Below are 16,282 nucleotides of genomic sequence, written 5' to 3'. Positions count from 1 at the left end.
GATTTTCCCTATGTGGCCACAAGAATCGCTCGAGCTTCCCACGCCGGAAACGGCACTCGAGGGGCGTGATACGCCCATACGTATCAGCGGCACTCATTATGTCAACGGCCGCTCGATGTTGTCGCCATTCCCAGAAGGGCATGAGGAAATCGTGCTAGGGCTTGGCTGTTTCTGGGGTGCAGAGCGTCTGTTCTGGGAAATGCCAGGTGTTTACGTAACAGCCGTGGGGTACGCTGGCGGCTATACGCCCAACCCGACCTACGAGGAAACGTGTACTGGGCATACCGGACACGCCGAGGTGGTCCACGTCGTGTTCGATCCTACCGAAATCGGGCTGCCCGAATTGCTGCGTGCTTTCTGGGAGGCGCACGACCCGACGCAAGGCATGCGGCAAGGCAACGACATCGGCAGCCAGTATCGGAGCGTCATCTACACCACGGATGAGCTACAGCGCCCACTGGTCGACAAGAGCTGGCAAGAATACGACCAGGCCCTGCGCCAGCAGGACCGTGGCCACGTTACGACGGAAGTGGCACCGCTCGAAGCCTTCTACTATGCGGAAGAGTATCACCAGCAGTATTTGGCCAAAAATCCGGCGGGATATTGCGGCCTCAAGGGCACGGGAGTGGCCTGTCCGGTGACGTGAAGCACTAGATTTCTTGCTGGGTCATTAACCGTTGGGCCCCGCCGCCAGCGAGTGATGCGGGGCCAGATGCGCGGCCCAGCATTCCAATTGCCACGCAACACGCCGTGCCAACCAGGAGCCGAGTCGGCCCTGGCGTGACTCAACGAAGCCGACATGCCCACCCTGGCGGGCGATTTCTAGTCGCACGGCATCGGCCGGGGCCGGCAGCCGGGAGAACAGATCGGCGGGCATGAAGGGATCATCCGCGGCGTGTAGGAGCAGGGTCGGCAATTCTATGTCACCCAACAGCCGACCGGCGGACGCGCGCTGATAATAGTCACTGGCCGACTGAAAACCATGCAAGGGAGCTGTGACCGCGTTGTCGTATGCCCAGAACGTCTCCAGGCCCTCGAGCTGTCGCGCGCTGAGTGTGATCGGGAGGGGGCCGGCCGCCAACTTGGTGGTGACCTTGCGTTTGAGAGCGTGGAGCAGATGACGCTGATAGACACGAGAAAAACCGCGGTTGAGCGCATCGGCGCTGGCCGCCAGATCGAGTGGCGCACTGATGGCAATGGCCCCGGCGAGATCGAGGCCGTCACCGCCTTGCTCGGCGACTAACTTGACAAGCATGTTGCCTCCCAACGACACACCGGCCGCCACCTTGATGGCGCGTGGATAACGTAGCGCCAACTGCCCAATGACCCAATAGGCATCCGCCGTATCGCCCGAGTGATAGGCCCGGGCCAGCCGATTAGGCGCCTGACCACAGCCACGAAAGTGCATCAGTACCGCCCGCCAGCCCATCTCACTCGCCGCACGCATCAACTCGCGTGCATACGGGGAGTCGAATGAGCCTTCTAAGCCATGAAACAGTACGAACACCGGCGCGTCCGCTCGCGTGGGGGCCGGCAGGGCCCAGGCAAGCTCGACGAAGTCGCCATCGGGTAGGTTAATGATTTCCGTTTCTCGCGCCAGCGAGGGTAACGGGAGAAAGCGAGGCAACAGGGTCTGCACATGGCGATTACCCAAGCCTCTTGGCGCGCAAAAATCGGCGGAAAACAGCGTGCGTGACATCGGTGCGGCTCTTGCGAATCTATCTGTAGCTTAGGCACTTTTCAGACAATGCCTAACGTTTTGCGCTTGCTTGGCAGGTACTCATCAGGCATTGCCGTACGTTGCCTCGAGTTGTTGCCATAAACCGGGCAAACCGGGGTGACGTGAATCCTTGCGCGCGTACAAGCGCAGATCCAGCGGGACATCCCAACGCTCATCGCCAGCGCGCACCAGTTCGCCATTGGCCATCGGGGTGGTGACACTGCGCTGCGGCAGCCATCCAAGCCCGTAGCCTTGTACCACCAGCTCGCGAATATTGGTGGCCTGCACACTTTCATTGAGCGTATTCAGGTAGACGGCATCCGGCTGGCGGCCGAGATGCGCCTCGAGCGCGGCCGCCATCAACCCTCGTGGATGAAAGGCGATCAGCGGTTGAGGCTGGCGGCGCGTCCCCGGTAACGAGAAGCGTGAGCGCCCCTCGGCATCGGGGGCGCTGACCGGAACGAGCCGCTCTTCGCCTAGGCTTAGGTATTTAAGCTCGCTCATTTCCAGATCGAGGGCTATCCGCCCGCGTGGCCAGTACAATAGCGCTAAATCACATTCGCTGCGTTCCAGTCCATGTAGATAATCGCCGATCAGCCAGCTCGTAGCACGCAAATAGGGCGATATCGCCGGTGTAAGAGCATGCTGTTCGAGCCAGCCTGGCAAAAAATTCGACACCAAACTCTGTGGCGCGGCCAGTAGGATGCGCCTGGCCTCGTCGGTGGCAATCGACTGTAAACGGTCACGCGTCAATCGCACGCGCTCGGTGATCTGCTCGCAAAGCGCTAGAAACTCCTCGCCAGCCGGCGTCAGACTCAACGGCAACGTTTGGCGGTTGATCAAGGTAGTTCCCATTTCCTCCTCGAGCAGCTTGATACGCCGCGAGAAGGTCGGTTGGGTCACGTTCTGGGCATCGGCGGCCCGGGAAAAATGGCGTTCCCTGGCCAGCACGATGAAGTCTTCGAGCCAGCGAATTTCCATTTTCAGACGCCATCCATCATCGTTAACGCCGCACGCCAGCCGAAGCGTGCAGCGTCGCATGGCAACGCCCCGTCACGTACAGATGGACGGGGCGCTGCAAGTATGTTGCTCCACGATACGCTCAGATACGGCCTTCCTCGACCGCATGACACGCCACCTGGTTACCGTCGTCGGTGACGATGAGCTGCGGTACTTCCTGGCGGCAGCGCTCCATGGCATGCGGACATCGACCATGAAAGACACAGCCCGAGGGAAGGTGAACCGGCGTGGGGACTTCGCCGGAAAGGCGTACATGCTCGGGGCGGTCGTCTTCGAGGCGGGGAATCGCCGAGAGCAGCGCTTGCGTATAGGGATGCTTAGGCCTCGCGAACAGTGAGCGCGTATCGGCTAGTTCACACACCGTCCCCAGATACATGACCGCCACCCGCGTCCCAAAATGCTCGACCACGGCCAAGTCATGGGTAATGAAGAGATACGTCAGGTGGCGTTCGGCCTGTGCGTCCATCAGCAGGTTGAGCACCTGGGCCTGGATCGACACATCGAGCGCCGAGATCGGTTCGTCGGCGACGATGAACTCGGGGTCGACGGCCAACGCCCGGGCAATTGCGATCCGTTGGCGTTGACCGCCGGAAAACTCGTGCCCGAAGCGCTTGCCCCATTCCGGATCGATGCCCACCGACGCCATCACGTCGTCCACCTTGTCCTGGACCTGCGGTGTCGTCCAGTCCGGGTGATGAAAACGCAATGGTTCTTCCAGCGTCTGTTGGATCGTCATGCGTGGGTTAAGCGAGGCATACGGATTCTGAAAGATCATCTGCATGCGCTGACGATAAGGCAGTAGCCGTTTACCACGCATATTATCGATGCGCTGGCCGTCATACCTAATTTCCCCCGCGCTGGGAGACAGCAACCCCATGACCAGGCGCGCCACGGTGGATTTGCCACAGCCGGACTCCCCGACCACGCACAAAGCCTCGCCCCGGCGAACGGAGAGGTCCACGCCGTTGATGGCATGCACTTGTTCATTGCGCCGCACCAGACGACCTTTTTCGAAGTGCAACTGTTCGAGGAATCCGTCGGCCAACGGGAAATGCTTGTACATCCCGCGAATCTCCAGCAGGGACTCAGCCTCGGCGTGGTTCTGTGACGCAGTCACGGGTGATGCTTGGGCGGCAACGGCGTTCATGAGGCCTCCTTGGCGAGCATGTCACGCACCATGTGGCACGCGACGTCGCAATTGCCCGAGGTAACGAACTCGGGGACCTCTTCGAGGCAATCGCGGCGCGGCTGCCCCGAAGCGTCGTAACGATATTGGCAACGTGGATGAAATGCGCAACCGCTCGGCGTATTGGCAAGTGATGGCATCGAGCCAGGAATTTGGTTGAGCCGACTACCGGGCGTGGTCATCTGGGGCAGGGCATTGAGCAACCCCTGCGTATAGGGATGCTGGGCATCGTTGATGATTTCGCGCGTCGGTCCCTGCTCGATGACGCGTCCGGCGTACATGACCAACGTACGCTGAGTCATCTGGCTGACCACGCCCAAGTCATGAGTGATCAACACCAGTCCCACATTGTGCTTCTCACACAGCTCGCGCAGGAGCGTCATGATCTCGGCTTGAATCGTCACATCCAACGCCGTGGTTGGCTCGTCGGCGACGATGATATCCGGGTCCAGCAGGAGTGCGATCGCGATGATGATACGCTGGCGCATGCCCCCTGAGAGTTCGTGAGGATACTGATCCAGACGCGTTTCCGGCGATGGGATATAAACCTGCTTGAGCTTGTGCAGGGCGATGGCGCGCGCTTCACGTGTCGAGATACGTCGATGCGCCTTCAGACTCTCGACCATCTGCTCGCCAATGGAAAGCACGGGGTTGAGCGTCATCATCGGATCCTGAAAGATCATCGAGATGCGATTGCCGCGTACGCGACGCAGCTCGCGTGCCGACATTCGCGCCAGATCGTTACCTTCGAAACGAATGCTGCCACCGGCGATATACCCCGGCTTGGCGATAAGGTTGAGCAATGTGAACGCGGCCACCGATTTGCCCGCACCGGACTCACCGACAATGCCCAGACGCTCGCCGCGATCCAGCGTGAAGCTAACGTCGCGCAGGGCGCGCACCTCACCTTGGCGCAGGGCAAAGCGCACATCGAGATTGGAAACTTCGAGTAAAGCCATGTGCGTTACCCCTTGTAGAGCCGAGGATTCATGACGTCGCGCAACCAGTCGCCAAGCAAGTTGACTACCAGCACCAGCACCACGAGGACTGCGCCGGGGATCAGTGTGATCCACCAGGACCCGGACTGCAGATAATCAAAGCCGGACTTGATCAATGAGCCCAGAGAAGGCTGAGTTTCCGGCATGCCTAGGCCGAGGAAGGAAAGGGCGGCCTCGGAGATGATGGCGTTGGCGATCTGCACGGTCGAGATGACGAAGATCGGCGAAAGCGTGTTAGGCAGAATATGGCGGAACATGATCCGGCGGTCGCGATACCCCATGACGCGAGCGGCATCCACGTATTCCTTGGAACGCTCGGCCAGCACCGAAGCACGCACCGTGCGGGCGTATTGCGGCCATTCGGCAAGCCCGATGATCAACACCAGCAGCCAGACGGCGTAGTCGCTATATACGGCACCACCGAACACAGCCTTGATCAACGCCCCGACGATGATGGCGACCATCAATGTCGAGAACGACAGCTGAATGTCCGCCAGACGCATCAGAAACGCATCGATCCGGCCACCCAAGTAACCGGCCAACAGCCCCACAGTAACGCCGATCAGCGCCTGGAGCATCACTGCACCGAAGCCGATGATCAGCGAGACGCGCGCGCCATAAAGAATCGTCGACAGCAGGTCACGCCCCTGGGCATCGGTGCCCAAAGGGAAGAGGGCATCAGCGCCGTCGATCCATATGGGAGGAAGCTCGGAGTTAAGGATATTGATCTGGGTGAGATCGTAGGGGTTCATCGGTGCGAGCCACGGCGCGCAAACCGCCCCCAAGAGAATGCATAGGAAAATGGCCAGGCAGAATTGCGCGATCCAATCACGCTTGAAGCTGTAGACCAGATAAGAATTACGGAAACGCTTCCAGCGGGAAGGCGTTGTTGCAGTCGTTGTCGTCATGCCGGCTTCCCTGTCAGTTTCACTGTCGGATTGACCAGCCCGTAGATCAGATCAACCAGCGTGTTGGTGACCACGAAGATCAAACCGACGATCATCAAGTAGGTTACGATGAGCGGGATATCCGAGCGCTGGATGGCTTCGAGGAACATGAGCCCCATGCCCGGCCACTGGAAGACGGTCTCGGTTAGGATGGTGTAGGCCACCATAGTGCCGAGCTGAACGCCACCGACGGTAATGACCGGCAGCATGGTGTTTTTGAGTGCATGCACGAAGTAGATGCGCTTGAGCGAGATCCCTTTGGCCGTGGCGAACTTGACGTATTCCGACTGCAAGACCTCGAGCATTTCGGCACGTATCAGACGAATGAAAAGCGGCAGCATGATCGACGCCAACGAAACGGCGGGCAGCACCAGGTACGTCAGGCCATCGAGGGAGAAGAAGTTGCTATCCCAGGTACCGAAGAGGTGCGTCAAGTCGTTGCCGCGACCGTATGACGGCATTCCGCCCTCAGTGGACAATACACCGTTGAGCCACTGTCCCCATCCCGTATCCACCGGAAAGGGCGAGAAGTCGACGCCGATCGCGAAGAGTTGAATCAACATGATGGCCGTTAGGAAAACGGGGATCGAAATACCGATGATGGAGACGCTCATGAAAAAGCGTGACAGGGCCGATCGTGGGCGTATCGCACAGTAGACTCCGATAGGCACCGAAAACACCACGATGATCAGTGTCGCGGCAATCACCAGTTCCAGCGTCGCCGGTAAATGGCGCTGGATGACCTCTGTCGTCGGCTCGTTGAAAAAGTACGAGTAACCGAAATCGCCTTGCAGGGCATTGGTCGCGAAGCGACCGTACTGCACGAGGAAGGAGTCGTTGAGCCCCAGCTCTTCTCGCAGTTCGGCCCGCTGGCTCTCCGGCACGGACTGTCCCACCATCTGCTGGATGGGATCGCCCAGATTGCTCTGGATGGCGAAACTGATAACGCTGATGACGAACATGACCACGAAGGCATGCATCAGTCGCTTGATCAGAAAAGCGATCATGGATGGCGTGTCCTGTTAAACGGGCATCTCCGTCCCATGCCCTGAGTAGGCTGGGCCGGAGAAACATCGTGGATGGGAATAGAGCAATGCCGCCCGATGGCGGCATTGCATGGTCGCGCTCTTATTGCTCGACGACGAGATCCCCGAGGTACGGGAAGTTCATGACGTTCACCACGGGCTCGAGCTTGACGTTTTTCTTCGCCGCCCAAGCGAGATCCTGCCAATGCAACGGCATGAAGGCGGCGTCGTCATACAGCGCCTTCTCGACCGCCTGCAACATCTCGGCACGCTTGGCGCGGTCCGTCTCGACATTCGCCTGCGCCACTTTCTCGTCGAGCTCTGGGTTACAGTAGTTAGCCGCGTTGTACTGGCCGGCTCCCGTCTCGAGGTCCGGGCACTCGGTGAGATACTGGAACAAGTTGGCGGAATCCTCTGTATCGGCGTGCCAGCCGATCATCATGATATCCGCGGCGCGGTCGTCGAACTCTCCCCAATACTGAGCTTTGGGTAGCGTCTTGAGGTCCACGTCGACATTGATGCGCGACAACATCGTGGCCACCGCTTGGGCGATCTTGGCGTCGTTCACATAGCGGTTGTTGGGCGCCATCATGGAGACCGAGAAGCCATCTTCGTAGCCGGCTTCTTTCATTAGTTCCTTGGCTTTCTCAACGTCGTAGCGCGGTTCCAGGCTGTCGTTGTAACCGTCGTAGCCCTTGGGAGAGAGTTGCGCCGCGGGGGTCGCAAAGCCTTTCATCAACCGGTCGGCGATGGCCTGCTGATTCACTGCGTAGTTGAAGGCCTTGCGGACACGTGGATCCTCGAACGCTTCCACACGCTTCTGGTTGAGCTGCATGAGGATGATGCGGGTGCCCGACATGGTGGTCAGCTCAACATTCTTGTCGGCTCTGACACGGTCCAGATCATTGGGCGGTACGGGCGCTATGAAATCGACATCACCGGACAGCAATGCCGATACACGCGTGGCGTTCTCGCCGATCGGCGTCAGCACGAGACGGTCGACATTGCCCGGGGAGTCTTTGTCCCAGTAGTCATCAAAGCGTTCGAACTCGACTTTGACACCTTGCTGGCGGGACACGACCTCGTAGGGGCCAGTACCCGACGAGTGCCGTGATGCGAAGGAATCGCCATTCTTGACGATTTCATCCTTGGGATCGCCGTCTTCCGTCTCGCCAGAGTAGTACTCGCTATCCATGGGGAAGATATAGGTCGCGAGGTTGAGAACGAGCGGGTAGGGCTTATGCGTCTTTATTTCGACGGTGTGCTCGTCGATGGCGGTTGCCGAAGCGATGGGATCGAAGATCGCCTTGAAGTCGGCGCTACGCTTCAGACGGTTGATGGTCCAGACCACGTCCTTGGCAGTAAAGTCGTTACCAGTATGGAACTTGACGCCGTCACGCAGCGTGAAGCGCATCGTCTTGTCGTCGATGCGTTCCCAGTCCGCCGCCAGGCGCGGCTCGAACTTGACGTCTTTCGTCCAGCGTACGAGGGGGTCGTGCGTCAGATGCGAAAGCTGCAGGATGCCGCCGGAGAGCTGTTCATGGATGTCCAACGACACCGGGTCGGCATCATACGCCATGCGTAATGTCACGGGATCGCTATCGCTGGCCGAGTCTTGCGCCAGCGCAGGCAGTGGAAGCACGACGGAAGCGCCGAGCAACGAGGCCAGGAGAGTCTTCTTATCGATCATGTTGAAGCCCTATTGTGTATTGTTATGCGACGAGAATCGTCAGCTTCAACATAAAGAGCTTTGTGTGAAGACGACAATCGAAATCTTGATGGTCGCCATTCGTCAGATGAATAACAGCGTCCTGGTCGCTTCCAGCGCGTGGCCGATATCAGCGCTCGATGCGATCGAGGCGATGAATGTGCGAGGCTTCGTCGAGCTGCGATACCGTGCACTCAAGATCGGTCACACAGCCGTCGGACAAACCGTAGACCCACCCATGCACCGATAGTTTTTGTCCTCGCTGCCAAGCACGCTGCACGACCTTGGTACGACACAGGTTGGCGACTTGTGCCCGTACGTTGAGTTCGCACATTCGATCGACCTTCTCGTCGAGCGACAAGGGCTCCAGCGCCTCACGATTGATGCTGTAAATCTCGCGAACGCTGTGCAGCCAGTAATCGATCATGCCATTATCGCCATCGGCGATTGCGGCCCGCACGCCACCGCAACCATAGTGGCCAACCACCATGATGTGTTCGACCTGCAGCACATCGACCGCGAATTGCACCACCGATAGCGCATTCATGTCGTTGTGATACAGCAGATTGGCCACGTTGCGATGTACGAAAACCTCGCCCGGTGGCAAATCGATGATCTGGTTCGCCGGCACGCGGCTATCCGAGCACCCGATCCACAGATAGTCGGGATTCTGCTGATGCGACAAGCGCTCGAAGAAGTCCGGGTCACGCTCCCGTACGCTGGCGGCCCACTGGCGGTTCTGTTCCAACAGCTTCTTGATATCGCTCATGTAAATCTCTTCATGCAGGGGGTATCCAAGCAACTTTTACCTCCTGTGCTACCAAGCGTCAATCTAGCCCCTCCCTGCACGTTCGTCGGGCTGTTATCATCTGCATCATCGAAAAGTCAGGAGATCGACGTGGCTCAGTACGATTACGACCTATTTGTCATCGGCGCGGGCTCTGGTGGAGTACGCGCCGCACGCACGGCGGCTGCTACAGGGGCGCGCGTCGCCATTGCCGAGGACCGCTATCTAGGTGGCACCTGTGTGAATGTCGGGTGTGTGCCCAAGAAGCTTTATTCCTATGCGGCGCATTTCCATGATGCCTTCGAGGATAGTGCCGGCTTCGGTTGGACGCTGCCCGAGGCACCACGCTTTGACTGGGCCACGCTGCGTGACAACAAGATCGAGGAAATCAAACGCCTCAACGGCATCTACGGGCGCTTGCTCGAAGGTGCCGACGTCATGCTACTCAATGGCCGCGCCCGTATCACCGGGCCTCATAGCGTCGAGATCAACGGCGAGACGATCGCCGCCGAAAAGATCCTGGTAGCGACCGGCGGCTGGCCCTGGGTTCCCGATATCGAGGGTGCGGAATATGCCGTGGACTCCAATCGCGTCTTCGATCTGGACACCTTTCCCGAGCGCTTCCTGGTACTCGGCGGCGGTTATATCGCGGTCGAGTTCGCCAGCATCTTCAATGGACTCGGTAGCGACGCGCACTTGGTCTACCGCGGCGAGCTGTTCCTGCGCGGCTTCGACCGTGAAGTACGTGAGTTCACCCGCGACGAGATGCAGAAGAAGGGCGTCAACCTGCATTTCGAAACCACCATCGAGCGTATCGAGCCGGTCGGCGATGCCTACCGCGTGAGCCTGACCAACGGCGAAACACTGGAAGTAGACGTCGTGCTGGCGGCCACCGGACGCCGCCCGAACCTCACCGGACTGGGACTCGACGCGCTGGACATCGAACTCAATCCCAATGGCACGATCAAGGTTGACGAGCGTTATCAGACCTCAGAACCGTCGATCCTGGCGCTGGGCGACGTGACCGGTGGCCCCGAGCTCACGCCCGTGGCGCTTGCCGAAGCCATGCACCTCGTTCAGCACCATTACGGGGACGCAACGCCGGGGCCCTTGGATTACCAAGACATCGCCACAGCCGTGTTTTGTCACCCCAATATCGGCACCGTTGGCCTGAGCGAAGAAGAAGCGCGTGAGCAGTGCGAAGCTGGAGTGCGCATCTATCGCGCTGACTTCCGCCCCATGAAGCACACGCTCTCGGGTAGCCAGGAACGTTGCCTGATGAAGCTGGTCGTTGATGACGCAACCGATCGTGTGGTCGGCGCTCACATGGTGGGCGACGATGCCGGCGAACTCATACAGGGGATCGCCATCGCTGTGCGTGCACGCCTGACCAAGACCGACTTTGATGCCACGGTGGGTATACATCCCACTAGTGCTGAGGAGTTCGTCACAATGCGCTCCTTGTCACGTCGCTAGCGATGTGATGAAGTTTCGATTAGCAAACGGGCCACCTCGGTGGCCCGTTTGCGTTGATACCCGACCGCGAGGCATCGCTACTCAATGCATGCATACGACTCATGATTGACTAAACTGAGAGCAGTCGTGGTTACATAAGCTCAGGTTAGCGGCGCATTCCATATGCGCATTTCAGACTATAATGTGTGTTTATGTGATAGCGACATGACGATAATGGCTTATTTGATCAATGCATAAGCCGCTGTTATTATTGCGAACACATTCGCCATTAGCGAAAAATGGATATGACACCCACGACCGAGAACTTCACGCCTTCCGCCGATCTGGCGCGTCCTAGCGTCGCCGATACCGTGATTGGCAGTGCACAGAAGACTCTTTTCATCCGTAAGCCCACGACCGACGATGGGTGGGGAATCTACGAGCTCGTCAAGGCGTGCCCCCCCTTGGATGTCAACTCGGGATACGCCTATCTATTACTCGCGACGCAGTTTCGCGATACCTGTGCCGTCGCCACGGACGAAGAAGGGGAGATCGTCGGTTTCGTCTCCGGTTACGTGAAGCGCAATGCACCGGATACCTATTTCCTGTGGCAAGTGGCCGTGGGTGATAAAGCCCGCGGAACGGGTTTGGCACGGCGTCTCGTCGAAGCCGTACTGATGCGCTCCGGGATGAGCGGTGTCCGTCATCTCGAAACTACCATCACACCCGATAATGAGGCATCGTGGGGGCTGTTCAAGCGTCTTGCCGACCGTTGGCAGGCACCCTTGAATAGCCGTGAGTATTTCTCTACGGGGCAGCTGGGTGGCGAGCACGATCCGGAGAATCTCGTCCGAATCGGCCCGTTCGAGCCGCAACGAATTTGATCCGCTTAAAGAGGCAATCTATGCAGACCGAGATTCTCGAACGTATGGAATCTGAAGTTCGGACCTATTCGCGTTCGTTTCCTACCGTTTTCACCGAAGCCAAGGGTGCCCGTCTGCACTCTGAAGACGGTAAGCAGTACATCGACTTTCTCGCGGGCGCCGGTACGCTGAACTACGGGCACAACAATCCCCACATCAAGCAGGCGCTGGTGGATTACATCGCGTCCGACGGCATCGTTCATGGCCTCGATATGTGGAGCAAGGCCAAACGTGAATATCTGGAAACCCTGGAAGAGGTAATCCTCAAGCCGCGCGGACTGAACTACAAGGTTCAATTGCCGGGGCCGACGGGTACCAATGCCGTGGAAGCCGCCATCCGCATAGCGCGCAATGCCAAAGGGCGTCATAACATCGTCGCCTTCACCAATGGTTTCCATGGGGTCACCATGGGAGCGCTGGCCACCACCGGTAATCGTAAGTTCCGTGAAGCCACCGGCGGCATCCCGATGCAGGGCGGAAGCTTCATGCCCTTCGATGGCTACATGGGCGAAGATACCGACACTCTGGGCTATTTCGAAAAGCTGCTGGGCGACAACTCCAGCGGTCTCGATATTCCCGCCGCCGTGATCGTCGAAACGGTGCAGGGCGAGGGCGGCATCAATCCGGCCAGCATTCCGTGGCTACAACGCCTTGAGAAAATCTGCCGCGCCCATGACATCCTGCTGATCGTCGATGACATCCAGGCGGGTTGCGGTCGTACCGGCAAGTTCTTCAGCTTCGAGCATGCCGACATCCACCCAGATATCGTTACCAACTCCAAATCGCTATCAGGCTACGGACTACCGTTCGCTCACGTGCTGATGCGTCCAGAACTGGATATCTGGAAGCCTGGCCAATACAACGGCACGTTCCGTGGCTTCAGCCTTGCGCTCGTGACGGCGGCCGCCGCCATGCGCCACTTCTGGAGCGACGATACCTTCGAGCGTGATGTGCAACGCAAAGGCGGTGTCGTTGAAGAGCGCTTTCAGAAGATCGCCACCTTCATGACCGAGCAAGGGCATAAAGCTAGCGAGCGTGGCCGTGGCCTGATGCGTGGCCTGGATGTCGTCGACGGCGATATGGCCGACAAGATCACCGCTCAGGCCTTCAAGAACGGCCTGATCATCGAGACGTCGGGACACTCCGGGCAGGTCGTCAAATGCCTGTGCCCGCTGAGTATCTCCGACGAAGACCTCAATGAAGGTCTGGATATTCTTGAACGAAGCGTCAAGGAAGTCTTTAGTCAAGCCTGAACGTGCTTTTCGTTAGTCCACTAAGTTATTATCGTCACATGCATTACAGTGGACTTCGGATGTGGCCCGCGAGACCGCGGGCCCTTTATTGAGCCCCATGGAGGATTGCGCTACATGATCGTTCGTAACCTAGAAGAGTGCCGCAAGACCGAGCGCTTCGTTGAAGCCGAAAACGGGAACTGGGATAGCACGCGCCTGGTGCTGGCCGACGACAACGTTGGCTTCTCGTTCAACATTACCCGTATCCATCCGGGCACTGAGACCCACATTCATTACAAGCATCACTTCGAAGCCGTATTTTGCTACGAAGGTGAAGGTGAAGTCGAAACGCTGGCCGACGGCAAGATTCATCCCATCAAGGCCGGCGATATGTATCTGCTCGATCAGCACGATGAGCATTTGCTACGCGGCAAAGAAAAAGGCATGACCGTGGCATGCGTTTTCAATCCTGCGTTGACCGGGCGTGAAGTTCACCGTGAAGACGGCTCGTACGCACCGCTCGATGAATAAGCGCTAGCGGCTAGCACGACCGCAAAAACGCTGCCGGACCAGGCAGCGTTTTCTTTTGTATGAGTTTAGCGATGCAACTGGCGAAGATGTCGCTCGACACCATGATGGATAGCCAATGGATAACGATGGTGCTTGTCTCCGTATTGCCTATCCTTTTGGTTCGCATAATATATATTATGTTAAATTCTATATTTATCTTGTGCCAGTAATGGACATCCCAGCAACCAACTCCGTATGATCAAGCGCGATTTTGTTCAGGTGCCTGAGCCCCACGCCCTCTCGTTTCGTTTCAATGCGTTGCCAAGATGGCCCTAGACAGGAAAATGCTATGCGCTCCCGCTCGTTATTTATTTCCGCTTTGTGTGTTGGTGTACTGACACTCGCAGGCTGTGCCGTACCACAAGCGACACATCATACCGACGACTTGACCGAGACGGCTTTCAACCAACGTCTGGAGAGCCTAGAAAGTAATCTGGCGCTACGCTGCTCGACTCAAACCGAGCTATTACGCGTTCAAGCTGAGCGTGCGCAGCGCATCGGTGACAATGTGCGGGCTAATGGCAAGCTGCTGCGTCATTTACGCGCCGATGTCGAGAATATCGGCCAAGAACCTCGCGTAGTGACCACATGCCCCATCGAGCGCAGCGATACTGCCAGCAAGGAAATGCTGGGTCGCAATGAATGGGTTGGCTTCCCCACGGTCGGCACCTACCTTAAGGCTCGTGTGGACTCCGGTGCTAATACATCCTCGCTCTCGGCGCATGACGTGACGGAATTCGAACGCGATGGCGAAAGCTGGGTGCGTTTCAAGTTGGCACTCGAAGATGACGAGCCAGCCGTCGACGGTATACGTGATGACGCGATCGAGGCACCGGTGACACGCCGCGTCAAAATCATTCAAGCGTCGGGGACCGACAGTCGCCCCGTGATCAGCCTGCTGATGACTCTGGGCCCCCTCAAGCAGCGCGTCGAGTTCACGCTCAACGACCGCTCGCATCTCGATTACCCCGTCTTGCTGGGGCGGCGTTTCTTCATGGATATAGCGCTGATCGACGTCAGCCAGGCCTACATCCATCCGCGGCCGGAATTTCCCGGTGGCAAGAGCGCGTCAGAGGCGGAAAAGGATCAGCAAGACAACGATAGCGAGGAAGAAGCTCGCTGAGTCGGCGCCCCATGGCGCATCTCGATAACCTCAAGTGGACGGCGTCACGGCGCGCCGCTTTGTCGACAAGGATAATGCATGTCCCGAGTGCCCTTTTACCTCTTGGTCGGCGCCTTGCTGGTCATTGGTATCATCTTGACCATCTTCCGACATTTTCACTACGACGTTCCCTTCATGCCGGGCGAGCAACGGCAGATATGGGAAGTCGAGGCACAGGTCAACTTCGATGCCGAGAACGGCCCCGTCAGAATCGATCTTGCCCTGCCCTCCAACCAGCCAGGCTTTCGTCTGCTGACGGAAAACACCGCCTCTTCGGGGTTCGGACTATCATATCTGCGTGACGACAAGGCACGCCATGCGCAGTGGGCAATCCGGCAAGCCAATGGGCCCCAGCAGCTTTATTACTCAGCGCAGTTGCTGGTGACCGATGGCGAGGAAGAGTTTCTGGCCGAACCTCCAGCATTGCAACGCGATATCGGCTGGGAGCGGCCCTACGATACCGCTGCGAGAGAAGTCATCGACCAGGCACATGAGCGCTCGGCGGATGCCTTCACGTTCACGCGTGAGTTGATCAAGGAGTTCACCGATCAACGCCAGGGGGAAAACGCTCGACTTCTGCTCTCTCAATACGAGCGCCCTGTCTTGCTGACCCGCTTACTCAATCAAGCCAATGTTCACGCTCGGATCGTCAATGGGCTGAGGCTGGAAGACGGCCGTCGTCGACAGTCGCTGACCCCGTGGCTGCAAGTGTTCGAAAATGAGAAATGGGTACTGATCAATCCCCGGACGGGCGAGCAAGGCAAGCCGGATGATCTCTTGCTGTGGGAGCGTCACGGCAATGCCGTGCTCGAAGTCCAGGGGGGCAGCGACTCTCGCGTGAGTTTCTCCATGTTGCGTCATAACGAGCCGGCATCGGTTGCGGTGCGCAATCAGTTTGCCGACGACACCCTGCTGAACTTCTCTATTCACAGCTTGCCCATCGAAGAACAGGCCCTTTTCAAGACGATCCTTTTGATTCCCATTGGGGCGCTGGTCGTCGTGCTGCTGCGCGTTCTCGTGGGGCTCGAGACCTCCGGTACTTTCATGCCGGTGTTGATCGCTCTGGCCTTCATCCAAACGACCTTGATCACCGGATTGGTCGGTTTCCTGCTCGTCGTCGCCGTAGGCCTGGTGATTCGCAGCTATCTATCGCGACTCAATCTATTACTGGTGGCACGAGTGTCGGCGGTGATCATAACGGTCATCGCCATCATTTCGTTGTTCTCGGTCATGGCCTATCGCTTCGGCCTCAATGCGGGGCTGACCATCACCTTCTTCCCGATGATCATTCTCTCCTGGACCATCGAGCGGATGTCGATCCTATGGGAGGAAGAAGGCCCGAAAGAAGTCCTCAAGCAAGGATTCGGCAGCCTGCTGACTGCCGTGCTGGCCTATCTAGCCATGAACAATCCTTGGGTCCGCCACATTACCTTTAACTTCCTGGGCGTACAGCTGATTCTCATGGCCATGATTCTGCTGCTGGGGAATTATACCGGATACCGTTTGCTGGAATTGCGACGCTTCCAGCCCCTGGCGAAGGATGACTGAT

General features: G+C 58.2%; 15 protein-coding genes. 7 read left to right on the top strand and 8 right to left on the bottom strand.

The genetic code is table 11. From position 1 onward, the window contains the following. Positions 1 to 10: 10 nt before the first annotated feature. Positions 11 to 646: a peptide-methionine (S)-S-oxide reductase MsrA gene (gene msrA / locus KZO83_RS15495; protein WP_178998660.1), complete on the top strand. Its 636-nt coding sequence runs from the start codon at positions 11 to 13 to the stop codon at positions 644 to 646. 24 nt (positions 647 to 670) lie between these two features. Here msrA and KZO83_RS15490 read toward each other — a convergent pair whose 3' ends face one another. From KZO83_RS15490 to can, 8 genes are all read right to left on the bottom strand, one after another. Continuing rightward, entirely contained in the window at positions 671 to 1,699 is a 1,029-nt protein-coding gene (locus tag KZO83_RS15490; protein ID WP_178998661.1) for a hydrolase, read from the bottom strand. 84 nt (positions 1,700 to 1,783) lie between these two features. Further along, positions 1,784 to 2,701, bottom strand: coding sequence for a LysR family transcriptional regulator (locus KZO83_RS15485; RefSeq protein ID WP_247621390.1), 918 nt, complete (start codon positions 2,699 to 2,701; stop codon positions 1,784 to 1,786). 121 nt (positions 2,702 to 2,822) lie between these two features. After that, positions 2,823 to 3,887, bottom strand: a complete 1,065-nt coding sequence (locus KZO83_RS15480) for an ABC transporter ATP-binding protein (RefSeq protein WP_246921917.1) — start codon at positions 3,885 to 3,887, stop codon at positions 2,823 to 2,825. Then, a complete protein-coding gene (locus KZO83_RS15475; protein WP_178998664.1) occupies positions 3,884 to 4,885 on the bottom strand; it encodes an ABC transporter ATP-binding protein in 1,002 nt (333 codons plus the stop codon). Before KZO83_RS15475 ends, KZO83_RS15480 begins: the two co-directional genes overlap by 4 nt. A gap of 5 nt (positions 4,886 to 4,890) precedes the next feature. Further along, positions 4,891 to 5,832, bottom strand: coding sequence for an ABC transporter permease (locus tag KZO83_RS15470; RefSeq protein ID WP_178998665.1), 942 nt, complete (start codon positions 5,830 to 5,832; stop codon positions 4,891 to 4,893). Next, positions 5,829 to 6,878, bottom strand: coding sequence for an ABC transporter permease (locus KZO83_RS15465; RefSeq protein ID WP_178998666.1), 1,050 nt, complete (start codon positions 6,876 to 6,878; stop codon positions 5,829 to 5,831). Before KZO83_RS15465 ends, KZO83_RS15470 begins: the two co-directional genes overlap by 4 nt. Before the next feature lie 121 nt (positions 6,879 to 6,999). Further along, positions 7,000 to 8,586, bottom strand: a complete 1,587-nt coding sequence (locus KZO83_RS15460) for an ABC transporter substrate-binding protein (protein WP_247621389.1) — start codon at positions 8,584 to 8,586, stop codon at positions 7,000 to 7,002. Between the two features lie 148 nt (positions 8,587 to 8,734). Beyond that, positions 8,735 to 9,373, bottom strand: coding sequence for a carbonate dehydratase (can, locus tag KZO83_RS15455; protein ID WP_178998668.1), 639 nt, complete (start codon positions 9,371 to 9,373; stop codon positions 8,735 to 8,737). A gap of 129 nt (positions 9,374 to 9,502) precedes the next feature. On the opposite strand from can, the gene gorA reads away from it, so the two are divergent. From gorA to KZO83_RS15425, 6 genes are all read left to right on the top strand, one after another. Continuing rightward, positions 9,503 to 10,867, top strand: coding sequence for a glutathione-disulfide reductase (gene gorA / locus KZO83_RS15450; RefSeq protein ID WP_082021266.1), 1,365 nt, complete (start codon positions 9,503 to 9,505; stop codon positions 10,865 to 10,867). Between the two features lie 284 nt (positions 10,868 to 11,151). Beyond that, complete coding sequence (gene ectA / locus KZO83_RS15445) at positions 11,152 to 11,730, top strand: diaminobutyrate acetyltransferase (protein WP_040241148.1); 579 nt, start codon at positions 11,152 to 11,154, stop codon at positions 11,728 to 11,730. A 20-nt stretch (positions 11,731 to 11,750) separates the two neighbouring features. Beyond that, entirely contained in the window at positions 11,751 to 13,022 is a 1,272-nt protein-coding gene (gene ectB / locus KZO83_RS15440; RefSeq protein ID WP_040241149.1) for a diaminobutyrate--2-oxoglutarate transaminase, read from the top strand. Between the two features lie 114 nt (positions 13,023 to 13,136). Further along, complete coding sequence (locus KZO83_RS15435; RefSeq protein ID WP_040241151.1) at positions 13,137 to 13,532, top strand: ectoine synthase; 396 nt, start codon at positions 13,137 to 13,139, stop codon at positions 13,530 to 13,532. Positions 13,533 to 13,860: 328 nt separating this feature from the next. Next, positions 13,861 to 14,694 carry an ATP-dependent zinc protease family protein gene (locus KZO83_RS15430; RefSeq protein WP_246921925.1) on the top strand — a complete coding sequence of 278 codons (834 nt, stop codon included), beginning with the start codon at positions 13,861 to 13,863 and terminating at the stop codon, positions 14,692 to 14,694. Between the two features lie 78 nt (positions 14,695 to 14,772). Continuing rightward, positions 14,773 to 16,281, top strand: coding sequence for an inactive transglutaminase family protein (locus tag KZO83_RS15425; RefSeq protein ID WP_246921927.1), 1,509 nt, complete (start codon positions 14,773 to 14,775; stop codon positions 16,279 to 16,281). Position 16,282: the final 1 nt, after the last annotated feature.

Origin of the sequence: Chromohalobacter moromii, assembly GCF_023091865.1 — a bacterium.
Lineage (GTDB): Bacteria > Pseudomonadota > Gammaproteobacteria > Pseudomonadales > Halomonadaceae > Chromohalobacter > Chromohalobacter moromii.
Note: the sequence above shows the minus strand (reverse complement) of the source record. Positions and strands in the feature narration are given on the sequence as shown.

Excerpts from the sequence above, each read along its gene's own strand:
- msrA (WP_178998660.1), top strand. The coding sequence starts at position 11 with ATGTGGCCACAAGAATCGCTCGAGCTTCCCACGCCGGAAACGGCACTC.
- KZO83_RS15490 (WP_178998661.1), bottom strand. The coding sequence starts at position 1,699 with ATGTCACGCACGCTGTTTTCCGCCGATTTTTGCGCGCCAAGAGGCTTG.
- KZO83_RS15485 (WP_247621390.1), bottom strand. The coding sequence starts at position 2,701 with ATGGAAATTCGCTGGCTCGAAGACTTCATCGTGCTGGCCAGGGAACGC.
- KZO83_RS15480 (WP_246921917.1), bottom strand. The coding sequence starts at position 3,887 with ATGAACGCCGTTGCCGCCCAAGCATCACCCGTGACTGCGTCACAGAAC.
- KZO83_RS15475 (WP_178998664.1), bottom strand. The coding sequence starts at position 4,885 with ATGGCTTTACTCGAAGTTTCCAATCTCGATGTGCGCTTTGCCCTGCGC.
- KZO83_RS15470 (WP_178998665.1), bottom strand. The coding sequence starts at position 5,832 with ATGACGACAACGACTGCAACAACGCCTTCCCGCTGGAAGCGTTTCCGT.
- KZO83_RS15465 (WP_178998666.1), bottom strand. The coding sequence starts at position 6,878 with ATGATCGCTTTTCTGATCAAGCGACTGATGCATGCCTTCGTGGTCATG.
- KZO83_RS15460 (WP_247621389.1), bottom strand. The coding sequence starts at position 8,586 with ATGATCGATAAGAAGACTCTCCTGGCCTCGTTGCTCGGCGCTTCCGTC.
- can (WP_178998668.1), bottom strand. The coding sequence starts at position 9,373 with ATGAGCGATATCAAGAAGCTGTTGGAACAGAACCGCCAGTGGGCCGCC.
- ectA (WP_040241148.1), top strand. The coding sequence starts at position 11,152 with ATGACACCCACGACCGAGAACTTCACGCCTTCCGCCGATCTGGCGCGT.
- ectB (WP_040241149.1), top strand. The coding sequence starts at position 11,751 with ATGCAGACCGAGATTCTCGAACGTATGGAATCTGAAGTTCGGACCTAT.
- KZO83_RS15435 (WP_040241151.1), top strand. The coding sequence starts at position 13,137 with ATGATCGTTCGTAACCTAGAAGAGTGCCGCAAGACCGAGCGCTTCGTT.
- KZO83_RS15430 (WP_246921925.1), top strand. The coding sequence starts at position 13,861 with ATGCGCTCCCGCTCGTTATTTATTTCCGCTTTGTGTGTTGGTGTACTG.
- KZO83_RS15425 (WP_246921927.1), top strand. The coding sequence starts at position 14,773 with ATGTCCCGAGTGCCCTTTTACCTCTTGGTCGGCGCCTTGCTGGTCATT.